Below are 18,503 nucleotides of genomic sequence, written 5' to 3'. Positions count from 1 at the left end.
CAATTCTGACAGGGGGCAACTATGGCCGATATCTTGGCAACCGAAAGCATCGTTCAATCTGTCTCGACCGAGGCTGAATTCAACTCCGCAATCGCGCTGGTAAATTCAGGGCGGATCCAGACGATTGATGTCGTGGGTTCCTTTACCTTGAGCGCCGACACCACTCCACTTCAAAAGAACGCGGAAATCAGAAGTTCAACGGACAGCGAGATCCACGACGGCGGTTTTTCGGTCATCAGGGTCGAAAACGGCGCCCACGTGATGTTCAGCGTCCGGGCGAAGGGGACAGGGACAAGCCACATCGATGGACCGAACGGCACTGCGCTCCTGGGTATCGCGGGAGGCTCTCTGGCGAATGTGTTTGCCAATAACGGTCTGTTTCACATCCCCTCCGGAGAGATGTTTTCCACTGAAGCTGTCTCGATTACCAACTTCGCAGAACTGAAACTCGGCGGCCGGCTTTTCAACGAAGGAGAAGTCAGTGTCTCTTCTGAGTCCCTTGTCACCGTGGAAAACCGTCCGCAAGACAAGTCCGTTCGGGACAGCATGGCCGAACACTACAAAACGGCGGAACCTGCCATGGGCGCTCTGACCATGGAGTATCAGTCCGAAACCTTCATGACGATTCCCGCCGACACCGTCGTTATTGTCGGGAAGACGACTATCGACACTTTGTCCAAAGTCAGTTCCGATGGAACCGGCACGATCTGGAGCGCGGACACAATCAAGGTGAGCGGCAACAATTTTCAGGACCCGGGGGAGATCGTAGGCACCAACGTCAACAAGATCGAACTGATAAATAGTGGCCGTTTTTGCGGAAAGACCAGCGCAAACCACCCCCACGGCCTCTTTGAAGGAAATACCGCTGACACGGTCATCAACACCACCGGCGACTTTCAAATGGGATCCATGGGCTCCTTAACCGTCGAACACTACAAACAGACCGGCGGCGACCTGAGGTTCGTCATTGACAACTTCAAAGGCCGCACAGCCCATTTGACGCTTTCGGAAACCGTCGACGTATCGGGAGGCACTCTCGAAATTATTGCCGGACTCTTCTATATTCCCGACGGTACGCAATCCACGGTCTCGACCCTCATCACGGCACCGGGTTCATCCGCAGGTCTGCAAGAGCTCGCCCAACGGGTCGAGTTCAAGGGCTTTCACGCGATTGAACCCAATAAACACCTGACCCTTACACCTTCTGTCGAGGTCGCCGGTGACAGGCTCAATCTCGTCTTGACGGTCGTTGAACACTGAGAAATCCGAACCGGCGAAACTCGAAACACGCGCCGGTTCCTGTGACGAAACCAACCCTGTCCCCTTGCGGACTTCGAAAGAGGTCCGCAAGGGGACAGGCACCCGAGCGCCATCAGGTCGGTGAAAATCTCAGCGACAGGCAGGAAAGCCCACCATCCACCTTTCGGGCTTCATGGGTCGGCAGAACAACCGTCCTGAACCCGGCCGCCGCGATGGCCGCAAGCGTCTTTGGATACCCCTCCGGCACCAGAACCACATCGTTCACCCGGATGACATTGGCGGCATAGTCCTCGCCTTCCGGCACCACGACGACCTTGCGCTCTCCGAAAAAGCCGCTGTCGGCCATGACCTTCGTGGCCAGGATGACATCGTCGCCCAGCGTGGAACAGGCCGTCTTGAAATGCAGCACCCCGTCCGGTGTTTCGCAGACCATTGCGCGGTAGCCCCATTCGGCGAGCATGCCGGCGAAGGCCTCTGCCCCCTCCCGGTCCGTACGCGCCGACAGGCCGATCAAGATGACGTCGTCCAGAAGGAGCACATCGCCGCCATCGACGTGACCCGCCCCTGGCAACTCGGCAACCTTGCCGAACCGCCGCTCCAGCGCTGCACGGCTCTCTCTGCTTTCGCCTTCACGGCTCGCCGCGCCCGGTCGCAGCAGGACAGCGCCTTCCGGCAGGCAGAAGGCCGGGTCCTCGACGAAGCAACTGTCCGGGTAGTCTTCCAGCGGCGGCAGCACATCCACCTTGAGGCCGGCTTCGTGCAGGGCCGACACGTAGCGACCATGCTCCGCGCGGAAGGCCTCGGCGTTCGGGTCACCGGCATCCACCGCCCGAAGGCCCCTGGCAACACTGTCGGCGGGTGTGCGGGTGATGGCGTTGGTAAAACGGAACGACAGACCGGGACGATGCGCCATGAGACAGCTCCAATGACAAGACAAGCGCCCAGCCAGCCATTCGCAGGGCCAAATTGCAAGATGCGGGTGCCCTCAAGTCCTGTATCGACCGGACCTGTGCACCGCTAAATTCATCAAAGCTGCAGCAAAACCGGAGGAAGAGGATATAAAGCCATGATGAAAAACATCTTTTATGAACCGGGCCTCCGACAAAATCATGATGCTTCCGTCGTCATCCCGATTCTCTCCGCTCGGCCGGAATGACGAATGAGACGCGTGTCATCAGCCTTAAGGGGCAAGAAGACATGACGGCACACCCCGTCAGCCCGATGGCCGAGACTTCACGGCAGCTCCGATTTCAGCGCGCTTAGAAAGTCCCGGGTCGGCTTGATGTGGCCGGCCTGGATGCCGCGCCGGGTCAGCAGCGGCGGATTGACAAGGCTGTCCAACAGGGTGGCCTCGTCGTCGTTCAGGTCAAGAAGGGATTCCAGCACGGTGGCCATCATCACTTCCGCGGCGCGCGTGGCGCCGTCGTCGCATTTCAGGGCGATGCCGAAACCAAGCTCCGGAATGGCACCGCAATAGACCCCCTCCGCCCCGGTCTTGACGAAGACCCGTCCCCGGAAGGTCTCCATTACCCGGGTGCAGAATCTGTCCGTGCCGGCGACCATGAAAGGTTCGTTGATGCAGGCGTCGAAGATACGCCGGGCGGCGTCCGCGCGCAGGGGCTCAAGTCCCTCGCCCGTTCCGAACGCGGCGAAGGCCCTCGCGAAGCCTTCCAGAGGCGAGGCATAGGTCGGAATGGAGCAGCCGTCCGTGCCGCAGACATCCTCCGACAGGGTGTCGCCGGTCAGTTGTTCCATGACCAGCTTGACCTCACGCTGGACGGGATGGCCGGGTTCGACATAGCCCTTCGTTTGGACGCCCATGACCCGCGCGAGTCCGAGGAAGCCGGCATGCTTGCCCGAACAGTTGTTGTGAAGCCCGCAGGGGAACTCGTTCGCCAGCACCAGCCTGGCGGCATCCTCCATGCGCTGCGGCCATTGCGGACCGCATTCCAGGTCGTCCTCGGTAAGCCCTGCTTTCATCAGCATCACACGCGCCGAATTGGCGTGGACGACCTCGCCGCTGTGGGACGCGCAGGCCAGCGCCAGTTCCGCATCGCTCAGATCCAGCGCTTCCGCGGCACCGGACTCCACCAGAGGCAACGCCTGGAGGGCCTTGATCGCGGAGCGTGGAAACACCAGGTCGCCCACATTGCCGATCTCGAAAACGCTCTTTCCGGACGCATCGGCGATCGCGATGCTGCCACGGTGCAGGCTTTCGGTCACGCTGCCGCGAATGACGTCAACCAGTGCCGGATTTCTCATGTAATTTCTCATTCTGCAAGTTTACGTTGCATAAGACTATGGGGATTCGCGTGGCCCGCCGACAAAAAAGTTGCCAGCCGCGCCAACGCCTCGTCGATAACCGCCTCCTTCTTGCAGAAGCAGAAGCGAATGTAGCCGGTCGGCGCATCGTCGCCATAGAAGGCGGACACCGGTACGGCGGCGACACCGGCTTCCCGAACCAGGGTCTGACAGGCGTCGACATCCGAACTTCCCAGGTCCAGCCCCTCGATGCCGCAAGTCAGGAAATAGGTCGCGGCACTGGGCAGCACCGAAAAACCGAGTGCCGCCAACCCCTTTGCCATACGGTCCCGTTTCGCCATCAGGTCGTGGGTCAGGCCCGCGAAATAGCTGTCATCCTTGGCCAGACCATAGGCCACCGCGCGTTGCAGATTGGGCGCGGTCGTAAAGGTCAGCCACTGATGGGCCTTGGCGATCGGATCCAGCATCAAAGCAGGCCCCGTGACATAGCCTACCTTCCAGCCAGTCAGCGAAAAGGTCTTGCCGGCCGAGCCGATCCGGACCGTGCGCTCGCGCATGCCTTCGAAAGTCATCAGGGGGCGATGCCTGTGACCATCGAAGACCAGATGCTCATAAACCTCGTCGCAGATCGCATAGGCGTCATGCCGCTGGCAGAGATCCGCGATCAGCTGCAATTCCGCATCTGAAAACACCTTCGCGGTCGGGTTCATCGGATTGTTGAGGAGAACGGCCTTGGTCCTGTCCGAAAAGGCCGCCTTCAAGGCGTCCGCATCCAGGGTCCAGTCCGGCGGCGTCACACGGACCCGCACCGGGATACCGCCAGCCTGTTTCACCAGGGGCAGATAACAGTCGTAAAGCGGTTCGATCAGCACGACCTCGTCACCGGGTGCGACCAGTGCGAAAATGCAGTCTGCAAGCGCCTCCGTGGCGCCGGAGGTCACCAGAACCTCGCTGTGCGGATCGATATCAAGTCCGTAGAAGCGCTTGTTGGAGGCCGCGACCGCCTCGCGCAATTCCGGAAGACCCAGCATCGGCGGATACTGGTTCGGGCCGTCCATCAGCGCAGTTGCAGCAACCTTGCGGATGTCGTCCGGCCCGTCCACGTCCGGGAAGCCCTGACCCAGATTGACGGCATCATGGGCCATGGCAAGGCGCGACATCGTTTCGAACACGGTCGTGTCGATGCCGGTAAACACCGGATTGGTTGGTTTCATTGTTCCTCCCGGACGTCTTTTTTCCGGTTCTAATCCCCTGCCGCAGCTCCGTCGAGCCTTTTCCGTGCGGCGCCGTCGCACAGGCCGGAATTCAACAGAAGCTTCGGTTGCACCTCCCGCGCGGCGACGCCCGGATGACCGCCGCAAGGACCGCGCGTCCTTCCGCGGCCTTCCATGGCTTGTGTCAGTCTGCCGGACGAGGCCGCATCCCACGCAACACCAATCCGGCCGACCTGCATGGCCGGCCCCTGGTGTTCAATTGCCCGTGGCCGATAAAACCGGTGCGGAGCAGAGGTCTTGTCTCGGCCCCTGCGATGGAGCGCGGCGCTTCGCCCTCAGAGAAGATCCTTTCGCCGCGCATCAAGGCTGACCACGAATTCAAGAGGATATTCCTTCACCGCAGTGAGGAATTCCCGGATCTGGTGAAAAGCCCCCATGTTTTCTTGCACAGTATCCGAAAGGTCCCTAAGCACGTCTCTGCTATGAAAAAGTTCTAAAAACGCCGGATCATGTTCTCTTACGTTGAACAGATTCCCGAAAAAATCGTGATCCGAGGAAATCGCCACGACCGGTTCAAGGTTTGTCAGTACATCGTCCAGAGCCCTGAGGGCGGTTTCGGCCTTCTTGCTCAAGAGATCGATCATGGTGTCCAGGTTGAAACGCACGCCCTCCAGTTGGTCGTCCGGAAGCTGCGCCCAGTAGCCCTGGAGGAAAACCTGGCCAAAATGGTCTCCGGATTCGAGCAGCTCATGAACGTTCCTGCTGAAAAAGCGTTCCAGGCCGTTGAGTGCATTGATCAGCAAAACCGGTCCGGACGTTGGTTCATCCGGACCCCGAGCTCCCTGCCTTCCCGTCTCGGATGCCAGCCCTTCCAGCCCGGTCCCCTCGAACAAAGCCGTCTTCAGACCCTCCGAAGCGTCATCAAGGCTCCGCAAGTGCCCCTTGACCGGCCCGAGCGATATCAGGCGGTCCCGTAAATTGAACAGACCGTCCCCGCGAAGCCTCGAACGGGGATCAGGAAACGCCGAGATATCAAGATCCAGATCGAAGAAGTTTCCGTCTCCTGAATCGATAAACATCGAGAAAAGCTGCGCCATTTCCCGGTTGTCCGCATGCAGCATTTTCGCCGAAGCAATGCGAGAATCGCCAAACGCCGCCAACAGGGAACTGGCTTGATCCGCAACCTCAAACACGATCTGATCTTCGGACGCCTGATTCAAAACAATCTGCGCGCGATCCAGCAGTGCAAGCGCCTGCCTTTCCAAGTCGACTGTGCTGCCAGGGCCATCGCCGTTGGCGAAGACTTGACCTGCGGCATGGAAAAGCACCTCTGCAAGTGCGTGGCTCCGTCCCCGGAGACCGCAACCCGGTGCGAACTGGTTCAATTCGTTGAAGAAGCCATTGAGAGCCTCCACGACCTCAGAGGAATCAAACGCATCTTGCCCACTGATGAGATTGACCAGAGCCACGCCGCACCCATTTGCAATAAGGGTGTCCTTGATGAGGGCGATAGATTTGATGGATTCCTGACGCAGCCTGTCGTCTTGGGCCGAGTAGCCATCCTTGAGAGCGTTGCTGAATACAATAAATTTCACATCAAGAGGCAGAGGAGAATTTTGCAGTTCATCGAAAAAACCAAGAAGCCCCAGCGTCTGTTCCACAATCACATTGCACGTTTCTCCGTGCATGCCCTGCTCGAAGAACCCAGGTTGCAAAAGCAACTCAGGTTGGCGGCCGACCATTTCGACAATGGTATTGTAAACTGCTCCATTCAGATCATTTTGGATGCTCTGTCCCAAACTGGCAAAACAACCGTCAGTACTGTAGAAAAGAAAGCCATCATCTTCTCGAAGCATGATTTCGAAAAAGTCCTGCAAGGTTCCCTCTCCGATCCGCGAACCGCCAATTGCACGCCTGATCAGTTCCGGACCGGTCCCGAACGAGTTTTCGTCATCGCGGTCGGCAAAATCATATCCCTGCACCATGCGGGCGGCGAAGGTTTCGATAATCGCGTTCCGCGTCTTGCTGTTTGGATTCCTGGTTAGAAACTCTACAAGGCCCGTGCCGGCATCACCGAGGTTGACATCGTAAGGGACGCGACCTTGCGGGTCCGGTCCCAGGGAAAACAGTTTGCCGAGCGTTGCGAAGAACCGTATGTCGCGCACCCTGAAATTGCCGTCATCTGCAAGGCGGCTTTCGGCAAAGTCCCCATAAGCCTCGCCGAACTCATATCTCAATGCATCGATAAACCGGAACCTTGCATCGGAATTCTGCTGAAAACGCACATCCGCCGACTTGAAAACATTCAATGGGGTTTCTCTGATGTCGACTGCGAAGCCATTTCCTTCCAAGGTCAGCTTCAGGACAGCAGAGTCGCTGTTCCTCAACATCGAAGTGAAGTCATGGAGAGAATTGGTCGGATTGATGTCCTCAAGAACGACCTTGCTCAGTATCTTCAGCGGATTGATTCCATTCGGCATTGCGATCTCCTTGTTGCGGTATCGAGACGGCGGCCGAAGATGCTTTCGCACCTGGCGGTCAGAGTGGATTTGCCTCGACACGGTACCGGGAACTTCGTTCGCTTTTAGAAGCCGTTCTCATGCCGCGTGGTGCTAAATGTGTCAGGTGAGAACGAATAGTTGTGTTTCCGCCGAGCGCCTACCGTATGCGGCGAAGCCCGGTGGAGAGGGCTTTCAAATACAAATGGACGCGTTTGCCTCTTCCGCCCGCCACAGGAGGGCTGCAGAACCGGCGCGAGCCAATGCAATCCGCCGGTCCTCGGCGTGTCACATCCGTTGCTGCAACGCAAAAAATCCTCTAGAAGCCTGCCAATCCCGGTCGCGGGCCGGTGAACCTTCCAGCTTCGACCTACCAACCCAAAAATGAAATCTGGAGCTTTTCTTGACAGAACGAGCCGGGGCCACCGCGCCCTCCCAATCGATCAAACTCGACGCATCACGCATCAAGATAGAAATTCTCGCCGGTTTGACCGTGGCTCTGGCCTTGGTGCCCGAAGCCGTCGCTTTCGCCTTTGTTGCCGGTGTGAACCCCCTGGTCGGTCTGTATGCCGCTTTCTTTGTCGGACTGATCACGGCGTGTATCGGCGGTCGTCCCGGCATGATTTCCGGCGCCACCGGGGCATTGGCCGTCGTGATGGTGTCTCTGGTGGCCCAGCACGGCATCGAGTACCTGTTTGCGACCGTTGTCCTGATGGGCATTCTCCAGATCGGCGTCGGAGTGCTCCGGTGGGGCAAGTTCATTCGCATGGTGCCCCATCCCGTGATGCTCGGCTTCGTCAACGGACTGGCCATCGTGATCTTTCTCGCCCAGCTCGGCCAGTTCAAGGTGCCTGACGGTGCCGGCGGGCTGACCTGGATGACCGGCTCCCAGCTCTATCTGATGCTCGGCCTGGTCGCGCTGACCATGGCTGTGGTCTGGTTCCTGCCAAGGCTCACCACCAGTTTCCCCGCCCCCCTGGCCGGGATCCTGGTGGTCTCCGCGCTTGTGCTCGGCTTCAATCTGGACACACGTTCGGTCGGCGATCTGGCGTCCATCGCCGGCGGCCTTCCGGAGTTCCACATTCCGATGGTCCCCCTGACATTCGAGACCTTGCAGATCATCCTGCCTTACGCGGTGATCCTGGCCGCCATCGGCCTGATCGAGTCGCTGCTGACCCTCAATCTCGTCGCCGACCTCACCAACACCAAGGGCGGCGCCTCCAGGGAATGCCTGGCCCAGGGCACCTCCAATATCGTCACCGGGTTCTTCGGCGGCATGGGCGGCTGCGCCATGATCGGCCAGTCGATGATCAACGTGAAGTCGGGCGCCCGCACGCGTATTGCCGGCATCGCGGCCGCCCTGTTTCTGCTGTCCTTCATCGTCGTCGCCTCACCGCTGATCGAACGGATCCCGGTGGCCGCGCTGATTGGCGTGATGTTCATGGTGGTCATCGGGACCTTCGCCTGGACGAGCTTGAAGATCATGCACAGGATCCCGGTCATCGATGCACTGGTGATGGTCGTGGTCACCTGTGTCACCGTCTATGCCGACCTGGCCGTCGCCGTCGTTGTCGGCGTGATCATCTCCGCGCTCGCCTATGCCTGGAACGCGGCCAGCCGCATTTCAGCCCGGATCGGCACCAGCAAGGAAGGCTGGAAGGTCTACCGTCTCAGCGGTCCGCTGTTCTTCGGCTCCGCGACGGGTTTCGCCGACCTGTTCGATCCGCAATCCGACCCGGAAGACGTCGTCGTCGATTTCATCGACAGCCGCGTGGTCGACCATTCCGGCCTGGAAGCGATCGACGCGCTGGCCTCCAAATACGAAGCATCCGGCAAGCGCCTTCACCTGCGCCACCTGTCCCCGGATTGCCAGAAGCTGCTTGCGAAAGCCGGAAACCTGGTGGAAGTCTCCGTGCTCGAGGACCCGGACTACGAAATCGCGGTCGATTATGGCGACACGTTCGAGCAGCCGGCAAAGCCTGCCTGATCCCTCTTGCCCCTGCCTGACGAGGACCCGCGATCGACAGATCGCGGGTCTTTTTTTACGGAAACCGCATGCGCATTGTCCGCGGGAATGCCCCGGCCTATTGTTCCTGCCTTGATCGGACAGGATAAAATCGGACGGCCGGTTTTCAATCACACGCGCGGGACACCGTATTGGCAGGACGCAGAAAACTCTTCATCACACCGACCCTGGCGACCGTCATCGGCTCCTTCGTGCTGATCACGGCTGCGGCGATCCTGATCATCCAGACCCTGACCTCGGCCAGGGTGGTGCGCGAACTCGGTGGTGAACTGGTCGATATCGGCCTGGATTCGGCCGAAACCGCCTTTGTCGAGCAACTGCACGCGGTCAGGGAGACCGCGCAATACACGCGGCTGTCCTGGGAACGCAAGGAACTCCGGTTCGACGAGCCCGATCTTCTCACCACCTATCTCTTCGGCGCCCTGGCACCGATGGAACAGGTGTCGTTCCTTGTTCTGGTCGATGAAAACGGCAATGGTGTCGATGTCGACCGCGGCGATGGTGACGGCGAGGTGCTCGGCGGCGACGTGACCCTTCCGGCCGACATTCCGATCCTGGAACCGCTCACCCAACAGGCCGCCCAGCAGGGCAACCCGTTCTGGAGCGACCCGCTCTACATGCCCGGACGCGAACACACCTACTATGTGTTTGTCCACCCGCTCCTTGAGGGAGACACCTATCGCGGCAGCCTGCTGATCGGGATGTCGCTCGACCGGGTGTCCGAGATCACCTGGCACGTCTCGACCGACGACATGACGGTGTTCCTGATGCAGGAAGGGTCCAACAGGATCATCGGCCATCCGGACCTGCACAAGACATTCGACGGCCTCAGCGAAACGGCCCCGCTGCCTCACGTCGCCCAGATCGAAGACGGTTTCCTCGGGCGCTTCGAGGACATGCCCAGACTGGACAACACCTCCTTCGACATATCGGAGGATCTGGATCTTCATGCCGGCCTTGATGATGACGGCGTCAAACGTTTTGTCATCCTGGAACGCAAGAACGAGAACCTTCTGGGCATGCCGGTCCGCATCGGCGTGCACTTTCCGGCGAAGTTTCTGGACCAGCCGCTCAGACAACTGCTGCTGGCGGCCCTGGTCGGCGGCGGATTGCTGTTGATTTCGCTGCTTGGCGCGGTGGTTCTGGCACAGCGCATCGCGCGCCCGATGCAGCGGGCCTCGGCGGCGGCCCGCGAAGTCGCCAGCCTCAATCTCACCGCCGTCGAACCGCTGCCCGGCAGCGTGATCCGGGAACTGGACGACCTCTCACGAGGCTTCAACGCGATGGTCGGCGGCCTGACGGCGTTCAACCGCTATGTGCCGACAACCCTGGTCGAGAAGCTCCTGAGCGAGGGCCGCGCGGACGCCCCGCCCGAAGAGCGCGAGGTCGCGGTCCTGTTCACCGACATTGCCGGTTTCACCGCCGCTTCCGAAGGCATGTCGGCAACGCAGACCGCCGCCTTCGTCAACCATCACCTGTCCCTGCTTGGCGCCGAAATCACCCGCGAGGGCGGCACCATCGACAAGTACATCGGCGACAGCGTCATGGCCTTCTGGGGGGCGCCAGAGCATCTTGACAATCCGGCCGCGCCCGCCGCCCGCGCCGCCCTTGGCATGGCGGCAGCCATCCACGCGGACAACGAGGCCCGCATTGCCTCCGGCGAGGCCCCGGTCCGAGTCCGCATCGGCTTGCACATGGGCCCGCTCGTCGTCGGCGACATCGGCGCTCCGGAGCGGGTCAACTACACGGTCATCGGCGACACGGTGAACGCGGCCTCCCGTCTGGAGAGCCTCGGCAAGGACATCGACGGCACCGCGGAAATCATCATCCTCGCCTCGACCGAAATCACCGGCAGGCTCGGTCCGGATTGCAAGCTGCAGCCGATCGGACCTCAGCGGGTCAAGGGCAAGGCGGAGCCGCTGGAAGTGGTCCGGTTGATGCCCTGACCCGGCGCGACCGGAGACCAGGGCCGGTGGCGTGATATCCATCTCGACAAACAGCCGGAAAATAAACTTCTCGATGCCACTGGACTATGGAACAATCCATTCCCATCTCTGATGGCGCCGCTGGCAAATATCGGTGAAACGCAAGGCCGTTCAGACAGATCCCGGCCATACCCCAGCGCGCTTCGGGATGAAAGATATGCAGCAATTCGAATTCGCTCGGACCGCGATGACCCCTTCCACGGTGATCGACTCCACGCTCCTGCTCCTGACGACCGCCCTGTTTTTCCTGGTCGTGCTGACCTACTTCCTTGCCTCGGCCTATTTCCAGTCACACAGACGGCGCGGCAGGTTCTCCGGCGACGGCTTTGCCTTTCTCCTGTCCGGTGGTCTTCTGGTCGCCTTCACGGCAAGCTATCTCGAGATCTTCCTGATCGCGCTTCGACTGCCCCTGTCCGCCTACCTCGACCTGGCTATCGGCGTGACCGCGGTGACCGCCGCCATCACCGGCGCCCGCGCGCTGGCAAAGATGCTGAAACACCGCGGCATGCCCAAGACGCTCACACCTGGCTGAGGGCGCCGTCAGGGGGCTTTCGGCGCATGACAGGCCCGGTTTTCGAACCTTGCCACTGCCGCTCGGTTGCAGATCATGCCATATAAGCAAGCGGGTTTGTCGGCAGTTTGAAACGCCACCGGTTCTCATACCAGTTTCGGCAGGGACACCGCGTCTGTCGGCGACAGCAGACCACAGGCCGGGTCGCTGACCCCGGCTCCCGCGAGCACCCCGTTCAGCTCAGCCAGGTGGCCGCGTACCATTTCCAGCCCGAGGAACCTGTCCAGATCAACCGGTCCGGGAAGCACGACCTTATCCAGCAGACCCGCGGCGAAACCGAAGCGGGCATAATACGGCAGGTCGCCGACCAGGATCACCAATCCGTGGCCATGCATGGCCGCCTGGTTGAGCGCATGGCGCATCAGCCGGTCGCCGACCCTGTTGCCCCGGCACCCGGGGTCGACGGCCAGGGGCCCGAGCAGCAGGCATTGAAATCCGCTGCGGTCCGCAACGGACCACAGACGCACCGTCCCGACCAGCTTGCCAGTGGCGTCCAGCGCCACAAATGCGAAGACCGGCAGACGGCCTTCGCGCAGACGTTCCGAGGTCCTGGCACGGCGCGCCTCGCCGAAGCTGAGGTCGAGCAGAGCCTCGCGGGCGCCGATATGGACCTGCGCCTCCTCCACGATATCGATCATGGCCGACGCCTCAGATAACGAAGGATGCCAGCGGCGCAAAGCCGTTGAAGCCGACCGTCGAATAGGTGGTGGTATAGGCCCCGCAGGCCTCGATCAGCACCTTGTCGCCGATAGACAGGCTGACGGGAAGTTCGTACGGCGTCTTCTCGTAAAGAACATCGACGCTGTCACAGGTCGGTCCGGCCAGCACGCAGGGTGTGGTCCGCTCGCCGTCGCGCGGGGTGCGGATCGGATAGCGGATCGCCTCGTCCATGGTTTCGGCCAGACCGTTGAACATGCCGATGTCGAGATAGACCCAGCGGACTTCATCCTCGGCGGACTTTTTGGAGATCAGCACCACTTCGGCTTCGATCATGCCGGCATTGCCGACCATGCCGCGGCCCGGTTCGATGATCGTCGATGGCAGGCGGTTGCCGAAATGCTTGGTGAGCGCGTGAAAAATGGCTTCGCCATAGCTCGGCACACCGGGAATTTCCTTGAGGTAACGGGTCGGGAAGCCGCCGCCCATGTTGACCATCTTCAACTCGATGCCGCGCAGCGCCATTTCCCCGAACACGCCTGCCGCCATCGACAGCGCGAAGTCCCAAGCCTGCAGGTTGGCCTGCTGGGAACCGACATGGAAAGAGACGCCGTAAGCGGTCAGACCGAGACGATGGGCGTGCTCCAGAACGTCGGGTGCCATTTCCGGATCGCAACCGAACTTGCGCGACAGCGGCCATTCCGCGCCGGCACCGTCGCACAGAACCCGGCAGAAAACCTTGGATTCCGGGGCAACGCGGGCGATTTTCTCGACTTCCTCGACACAATCCACCGCGAACAGGCGGACACCGTGCTGATAGGCCCGCGCGATGTCCTTTTCCTTCTTGATGGTGTTGCCGTAGGAAATGCGCGCGGCGTCTGCGCCGGTGGCCAGCACCATTTCGATCTCGCCGACGGAAGCGCAGTCGAAGCACGAGCCGAGACTTTCCAGGAGCGAGAGGATTTCCGGAGCCGGGTTGGCTTTCACCGCGTAATAGACGGACGTGTCCGGCAGGGACTTCGCAAAGGCCTCGAAATTGTCGCGGACGATGTCGAGATCGACAACGACACAGGGGTTGTCGTCTTCGCGTCGGCGCAGGAAGTCGCGGATACGGTCGCTCATCGGGATATCCCTTTTCTCAAATCAGGCCGCAGCCGCGCATCTGGTCCGGTGGCGCGCTGCAGGTTCTCGTCGCAGGGGGCCGCGAGACTCACCGGGCCTCCCCCGGGATGGAACCGGAGGCCGGGTTGACTGCGGCGACGGTCGGGCCTTGCGGTTGCCGGACGGCAAACACAAAGCTTTCCCGCGTCGGGAATGCCGTTGATTGGATCGGGAATACCGAACCGCACGTCGGACAAGGATGTAACAAGTGCCTCTTCAGTGACACCGGGGGTTGGAGACCCCGGCCGAGACCAAAAAAGCCCTCTTACGTCGTTGCTTTAAGCCGTCCGGATCATGCTGCCCCGCCCCTTGGCGGATTGTCTGGCAGCGGCCCCTTAAGAGATGCTTGTTGAAACATCCCATGAACGACCACGGGCACGTGCGAATTTGGGCGAGGCGTATATGCCCCCAATTTCACCGGGGTGCAAGAGGAAATTTGAAGGTACCGGCCCGGTGGATTGCCCATGTCCCGGGGTCGTGATCGCGTGTGGACCTCGAAATGCGTTGCCGCATGGCCCGCGCAGATGTAACCATGGTGACAGGCACTGCCCTGATCTTGCGGTTCTTCCTTCAGCCGACCGGCACCGACCGGGACAGCTGAAAACCGCTTCGAAATTGTCAAAAGGACATGGCATGCCAATGAACAATGCCACCGGCCAGAAGCTCGGCCGCATTGCCGCGACGCTCGGCGTCACCGATATCGACCGCTCCTATCAGGTTTTTAATGCGGTCTTCGGATTCGAAAAGGTTTTTGAAAACGGCGATCCCGTCGGTTTCATGATCCTGAAGAAAGACGATGCGGAGCTTCATCTGAGCCTTCAGAAAGGCTACAGGGCGCCCGCCTTCAACCAGGCGCACATGCTTGTCGGCGATGCGGATGCCGCCTTGCGGGCCTGCGAAAGGCACGGCCTGAGGATCATCCGGCACATTCAGGACAAGGACTACGGATTGCGCGCCTTCGTCTTCGCCGATCCGGACGGCAACCGGATCGACGTCGGGCAGATCATCTGACGGGCTGATTGCCCGGAACCGCACCGTGCCTGCCGGGCTTGCATGAACGGGCCTGCGAGGGCAGATTTGAGCCACAAGAGTACACGGATGCCGGGCGGGGGGCTTCGCCCGCCCGGCTTTCGACACGCTACCGGGAGACATTTCAATGGCCGCGACACCACCAGTTTGCAACTTCGGTTGGCAGGCACAGCCATTTGCCCTGCCCGCCACCGACGGCAAGACCTACACGCTGGACGACCTGAAGGGGGACAACGGCCTGCTGGTCATGTTCATCTGCAATCACTGCCCCTATGTCCTTGCCGTACTCGACAAGATCGTGCGCGACGCGCGCGACCTGCAGGCCCTCGGCGTCGGCGTCGCTGCGATCTGCTCCAACGATCCGCAAGCCTACCCGGCGGACAATTTCGACAACATGCGCAAGATGGCGCTGGATCACGCTTTCCCGTTCCCCTATCTGCACGATGCCGATCAGAGCATCGCCAGAGCCTATGATGCGGCCTGCACCCCGGATTTCTTCGGCTTCAACGGCGACCTCGGGCTGCAGTATCGCGGCCGTCTCGACGCGACCCGCGTGAACAGGGAAGCGCCGGATCTGCGCAGGGATCTTTATGAGGCGATGAAACAGGTCGCGGAAACCGGCAAGGGTCCGGCCGAACAGATCCCGTCAATGGGCTGTTCCATCAAGTGGAAGGCAGCGTGATGAAGATCGGCAAACTCGACCACGTCAACCTGCGCACGACGCGGCTCGACGACATGATCGCCTGGTACGACGCCGTGCTCGGCATGAAGACCGGTTTCCGGCCCGATTTCCCCTTTCCCGGCGCCTGGCTCTATGCCGGCGATGCCGCCGCGGTCCACCTGGTCGGCATTGAAGCAAAGGAGGCAACCGGTTCGGAACAAGAACTCAAGCTGGAACATTTCGCCTTCACGGCCTCGGGCGCGCAGGACTTCGAAGCCCGGCTCAAGCAGCGCGGCGAAACCTACCGCCGCTCGGTGCAAACCGGCACGGGCACCGTCGCCTTCAACATCTGGGACCCGGACGGCAACCACATCCACGTGGATTTTGAGCCGGAAGCATGACGCCGCGATCAGAGATCTGGTTTTCTCACCAGATCCTCTGTTCGTTCCCATCTCCCCTTTGTGGGCAGGATTCGTGCAGTTGCCCCAGAAGTTGCCGCAAATACTGGTGTCACCCCGTGCGAGCGAAGCGAGACCCGGAGCCTACTCATTTCCAGAGAGCAAACGAATTGCAGAAACTCTACTGGCTAGGAAATAATCATCTCGACAAGTTGCACTGCGAGTAGGCCCCGGATCATCGCTTCGCTTGTCCGGGGTGACTCCCGAAGACGGCAGCCTCCGCAAACCATCAGGACTGGCGTATCTGGCCATATGCGATAACCCTGCCTGCAAAGGTGAAAAGGGACGCAAGCGGGAAACAACGTCTCAGAACCGCATCACTTCAGTGCGCTGCCGTTTCTCAAAAGGTCTCGGACCGGATCCTGCTTTCCGGCACGCCCTCTCCCTCCAGATCCGATTTCACTTCGGCCAGGAAGGCGGCGGGTCCACACAGGAAATAGCCGGCGTCCTGCCGGTTCGCGAGCGCCGCCAGAAATCCTCCGGTGATGTGTCCGGCCGCATCGAAGTCCCTGCCCTGAATATCCGACGCCAGCGGCCGGCTGTAGAGCGTATGCCGCCGGAAATTCGGTTTGCCTGCGATCAACTTCGTGACCTCGTCCCGGAACGGATGGTGGTCGCCGTCGCGGGCACCATGGACGAACCAGACCGGCCGCTGGCCGTCTTCGCGCGCAAGCGCATGCAGCATGCTCAGCATCGGCGTGACGCCGATCCCGGCACTGACCAGCACCAGCGGGCCGCTGGTGCCCGGCAGCACGAAGTCACCGGCCGGCATCCGGCAGTCGATGGTGGCACCGACCGCATGGGTGTCGTGCAAAAGGCGCGAGCCGAGGCCCAGCGGATCCCGCTTGACGGAAATCCGGTAGCGGGCATCGTCCGGCGCACCGGAGAGCGAATAGCTGCGCTGGATCCTGCCGGCCCCGTCCGGCAGCGTCAATTCGATCGGCAGATGCTGGCCGGCCTCGAACGGCGGCAGCGCGCCGCCGTCACGCGCCTCGAACACGAAAGACGTGACATCGGAAGTCTCGCGGGTCCTGTCGACCAGCCTGAGCGAGCGGACCGCGTCTGCGTCCTCCTGCCAGCGCAGACGCAGCACAGACGACAGCTCGACGATCTCGTCGATGTCCAGCGTGACCAACTGGCGCGCGCCCGGAAACCGGACCATGTCCGCGCTGTCCCAGTCGATCGTGGCCCGGCCTGTGAGTTGCAGAAGGCTCCCCGTCGCATAGTCGATAAACAGAAGACCCGTGCGCGCGTCGAGCAGAATGTTGCCGAGCGTGTTGTAATACCGGTTGCCGGCATAGTCGGGAAACCGGATTTTCGTGCCGCTCAGAACCTCGACAAAACCACGTGCGCCGCCCCGGTGTGACGCGTCCATGCCGAAAGCCGGATCATGGCCGTCGCCGCGATACCCTGTGGCCAGGAAAAACGTGTCGGCCGAGGCGATCCAGTCTTTCTGACCCTCAGTCAGAACCGTGCCTCGCGTCGCTGTCCCGTCCGGAGCCTCCGGGCTCCACCAAAACGCCCGTTCGCGGATATATTGCGGGCAGTTGCCGAAGGACTGGCCAACGGCAAACCGGATCCCGCCCTCGCCGATCTCTGCCACGGTGCCGTTGACCCGGTTCCGGCGCCGCGTCGCCAGCTCGATGCCCAGCAGGCCGATGTCCGCCCCCTCGGTGAACGCGCGTTCCAGCGCATCGCCCGGCACCGGCAGCGCCGTGATGGTCAGGCTTTCAGGATCGGGTGAAAACGCAAAGCCTTCCCGGCCTTCCAGAACGCTCGCCCAGGGTCTGCCGCTGGCATCGCGCGCGGAGACAATCAGGAAGGGCAGCGCCTCGAAGAACTGCCGGTGCTGGTCGGGCATGAAGGGCCGGATGACCCTGCTTGCCCAGGTTTCTATGTCCCGCTCACCCAGCTTTTCCTGAACGAGCTGTTCGCCCTCGTGAAACGGCGACGCCGTCGCGGCCCCGAATGAATGCGGATCTGTGTCGTTCATGGTCTCGTTCCTCGCAAGTCGGACGCTGGCCAGAAACTGTCCGGTCGGCCGGACGCATCGCTGCGGCGCGCCCGGCGTCAAGTCTCGGCCATCTGGCGGCAATCAGGCGGCAAGGCCGGCCGGTGTCGACGGCATCGCCACGAACCCCGGCAGGTCTTCGACCCGTTTCAGGAAGGCTCGGACCTGAGGATACGGCTCCAGGGAGACATTTCCTTCCGGCGCGTGGGCGGTGTAGCTGTAGATCGCAACATCCGCGATCGTGGCGCGGTCGCCCACAAGCCAGGTCCGGCCTGTCAGATGGCCTTCCAGCAGGTCGAAGGCATAGGTTGCGGTCGCTTTGGCCCGCTCCGCATCCAGCTCCGCCCCGAACACGGTCACAAGACGCGCGGCGGCCGGTCCGTTGGCGATTTCATTGGCCGCGAGCGACAGGAACCGCTGCACCCGGGCTTCGCCGACCGCGTCGGCGGGCAGCCAGTCCGGCGCGTATTTGCGGGCCAGATAGACCAGAATGGCGGTCGAATCGGCGATGACGACGTTGCCATCCTCGATCACCGGCACCTTGCCGGCCGGATTGAGCGCCAGAAACGGGTCGCGCTTGTGCTCGCCCGCCGCCAGGTCGACGAGGACCAGCTCATGGCCGATGCCGGTCAGACCGGCGAAGAGCTGAACCCGGTGGCAGTGGCCGGACAGCGGGAAGCTGTGAATACGAATGGCGTTGGACATTGCAG

At 61.4% G+C, this 18,503-nt stretch carries 15 protein-coding genes; 7 read left to right on the top strand and 8 right to left on the bottom strand.

All coding sequences use genetic code 11. The annotated features are described in order from the left end of the window. Positions 1-21 precede the first annotated feature (21 nt). On the top strand, positions 22-1,260 hold the full coding sequence (locus AC0VX3_RS11670) for a hypothetical protein (protein WP_475524843.1): 1,239 nt from the start codon (positions 22-24) through the stop codon (positions 1,258-1,260). Between the two features lie 112 nt (positions 1,261-1,372). Here AC0VX3_RS11670 and AC0VX3_RS11665 read toward each other — a convergent pair whose 3' ends face one another. The 4 genes from AC0VX3_RS11665 to AC0VX3_RS11650 form a co-directional block, all read right to left on the bottom strand. Then, on the bottom strand, positions 1,373-2,173 hold the full coding sequence (locus AC0VX3_RS11665; RefSeq protein ID WP_475524842.1) for a dimethylarginine dimethylaminohydrolase family protein: 801 nt from the start codon (positions 2,171-2,173) through the stop codon (positions 1,373-1,375). Between the two features lie 320 nt (positions 2,174-2,493). Further along, positions 2,494-3,522 carry an asparaginase gene (locus AC0VX3_RS11660; protein ID WP_475524841.1) on the bottom strand — a complete coding sequence of 343 codons (1,029 nt, stop codon included), beginning with the start codon at positions 3,520-3,522 and terminating at the stop codon, positions 2,494-2,496. Between the two features lie 8 nt (positions 3,523-3,530). Next, complete coding sequence (locus AC0VX3_RS11655; protein ID WP_475524840.1) at positions 3,531-4,736, bottom strand: aminotransferase; 1,206 nt, start codon at positions 4,734-4,736, stop codon at positions 3,531-3,533. 335 nt (positions 4,737-5,071) lie between these two features. Beyond that, entirely contained in the window at positions 5,072-7,216 is a 2,145-nt protein-coding gene (locus tag AC0VX3_RS11650; RefSeq protein ID WP_475524839.1) for a hypothetical protein, read from the bottom strand. 421 nt (positions 7,217-7,637) lie between these two features. Here AC0VX3_RS11650 and AC0VX3_RS11645 point away from each other — a divergent pair, with 421 nt between their 5' ends. From AC0VX3_RS11645 to AC0VX3_RS11635, 3 genes are all read left to right on the top strand, one after another. Continuing rightward, the gene (locus tag AC0VX3_RS11645) at positions 7,638-9,221 is read left to right on the top strand and encodes a SulP family inorganic anion transporter (protein ID WP_475524838.1); all 1,584 of its coding nucleotides are present in this window, start codon (positions 7,638-7,640) and stop codon (positions 9,219-9,221) included. 170 nt (positions 9,222-9,391) lie between these two features. Then, entirely contained in the window at positions 9,392-11,206 is a 1,815-nt protein-coding gene (locus tag AC0VX3_RS11640) for an adenylate/guanylate cyclase domain-containing protein (protein WP_475524837.1), read from the top strand. Positions 11,207-11,402: 196 nt separating this feature from the next. Beyond that, positions 11,403-11,777, top strand: a complete 375-nt coding sequence (locus AC0VX3_RS11635) for a hypothetical protein (protein ID WP_475524836.1) — start codon at positions 11,403-11,405, stop codon at positions 11,775-11,777. Between the two features lie 125 nt (positions 11,778-11,902). On the opposite strand, the gene AC0VX3_RS11630 is transcribed toward AC0VX3_RS11635, so the two are convergent. Together AC0VX3_RS11630 and AC0VX3_RS11625 are read right to left on the bottom strand one after the other, a co-directional pair. Then, positions 11,903-12,454: a GNAT family N-acetyltransferase gene (locus AC0VX3_RS11630; protein WP_475524835.1), complete on the bottom strand. Its 552-nt coding sequence runs from the start codon at positions 12,452-12,454 to the stop codon at positions 11,903-11,905. 10 nt (positions 12,455-12,464) lie between these two features. Beyond that, positions 12,465-13,595, bottom strand: coding sequence for a type III PLP-dependent enzyme (locus AC0VX3_RS11625; RefSeq protein ID WP_475524834.1), 1,131 nt, complete (start codon positions 13,593-13,595; stop codon positions 12,465-12,467). A 678-nt stretch (positions 13,596-14,273) separates the two neighbouring features. Between AC0VX3_RS11625 and AC0VX3_RS11620 the strand changes: the two genes are divergently transcribed. From AC0VX3_RS11620 to AC0VX3_RS11610, 3 genes are all read left to right on the top strand, one after another. Beyond that, a complete protein-coding gene (locus AC0VX3_RS11620) occupies positions 14,274-14,645 on the top strand; it encodes a VOC family protein (protein ID WP_475525169.1) in 372 nt (123 codons plus the stop codon). Between the two features lie 145 nt (positions 14,646-14,790). Further along, entirely contained in the window at positions 14,791-15,345 is a 555-nt protein-coding gene (locus AC0VX3_RS11615) for a thioredoxin family protein (RefSeq protein ID WP_475524833.1), read from the top strand. Next, positions 15,345-15,725: a VOC family protein gene (locus AC0VX3_RS11610; RefSeq protein ID WP_475525168.1), complete on the top strand. Its 381-nt coding sequence runs from the start codon at positions 15,345-15,347 to the stop codon at positions 15,723-15,725. Before AC0VX3_RS11615 ends, AC0VX3_RS11610 begins: the two co-directional genes overlap by 1 nt. 397 nt (positions 15,726-16,122) lie before the next feature. Here the strand turns inward: AC0VX3_RS11610 and AC0VX3_RS11605 are convergent, their stop codons facing one another. Together AC0VX3_RS11605 and AC0VX3_RS11600 are read right to left on the bottom strand one after the other, a co-directional pair. After that, positions 16,123-17,775, bottom strand: a complete 1,653-nt coding sequence (locus AC0VX3_RS11605) for an FAD-binding oxidoreductase (protein WP_475524832.1) — start codon at positions 17,773-17,775, stop codon at positions 16,123-16,125. A 102-nt stretch (positions 17,776-17,877) separates the two neighbouring features. Then, complete coding sequence (locus AC0VX3_RS11600; protein ID WP_475524831.1) at positions 17,878-18,498, bottom strand: glutathione S-transferase family protein; 621 nt, start codon at positions 18,496-18,498, stop codon at positions 17,878-17,880. Positions 18,499-18,503: the final 5 nt, after the last annotated feature.

Source organism: Roseibium sp. QJM3NY_11 (assembly GCF_056173175.1).
The sequence above is the reverse complement of the archived record's forward strand: the minus strand, read 5'-3'. Positions and strand labels throughout refer to the sequence as shown.

What these genes read in the sequence shown, in the direction of transcription:
- AC0VX3_RS11670 (WP_475524843.1), top strand. Translation starts at nt 22, where the DNA reads ATGGCCGATATCTTGGCAACCGAAAGCATCGTTCAATCTGTCTCGACC.
- AC0VX3_RS11665 (WP_475524842.1), bottom strand. Translation starts at nt 2,173, where the DNA reads ATGGCGCATCGTCCCGGTCTGTCGTTCCGTTTTACCAACGCCATCACC.
- AC0VX3_RS11660 (WP_475524841.1), bottom strand. Translation starts at nt 3,522, where the DNA reads ATGAGAAATCCGGCACTGGTTGACGTCATTCGCGGCAGCGTGACCGAA.
- AC0VX3_RS11655 (WP_475524840.1), bottom strand. Translation starts at nt 4,736, where the DNA reads ATGAAACCAACCAATCCGGTGTTTACCGGCATCGACACGACCGTGTTC.
- AC0VX3_RS11650 (WP_475524839.1), bottom strand. Translation starts at nt 7,216, where the DNA reads ATGCCGAATGGAATCAATCCGCTGAAGATACTGAGCAAGGTCGTTCTT.
- AC0VX3_RS11635 (WP_475524836.1), top strand. Translation starts at nt 11,403, where the DNA reads ATGCAGCAATTCGAATTCGCTCGGACCGCGATGACCCCTTCCACGGTG.
- AC0VX3_RS11630 (WP_475524835.1), bottom strand. Translation starts at nt 12,454, where the DNA reads ATGATCGATATCGTGGAGGAGGCGCAGGTCCATATCGGCGCCCGCGAG.
- AC0VX3_RS11625 (WP_475524834.1), bottom strand. Translation starts at nt 13,595, where the DNA reads ATGAGCGACCGTATCCGCGACTTCCTGCGCCGACGCGAAGACGACAAC.
- AC0VX3_RS11620 (WP_475525169.1), top strand. Translation starts at nt 14,274, where the DNA reads ATGAACAATGCCACCGGCCAGAAGCTCGGCCGCATTGCCGCGACGCTC.
- AC0VX3_RS11615 (WP_475524833.1), top strand. Translation starts at nt 14,791, where the DNA reads ATGGCCGCGACACCACCAGTTTGCAACTTCGGTTGGCAGGCACAGCCA.
- AC0VX3_RS11610 (WP_475525168.1), top strand. Translation starts at nt 15,345, where the DNA reads ATGAAGATCGGCAAACTCGACCACGTCAACCTGCGCACGACGCGGCTC.
- AC0VX3_RS11605 (WP_475524832.1), bottom strand. Translation starts at nt 17,775, where the DNA reads ATGAACGACACAGATCCGCATTCATTCGGGGCCGCGACGGCGTCGCCG.
- AC0VX3_RS11600 (WP_475524831.1), bottom strand. Translation starts at nt 18,498, where the DNA reads ATGTCCAACGCCATTCGTATTCACAGCTTCCCGCTGTCCGGCCACTGC.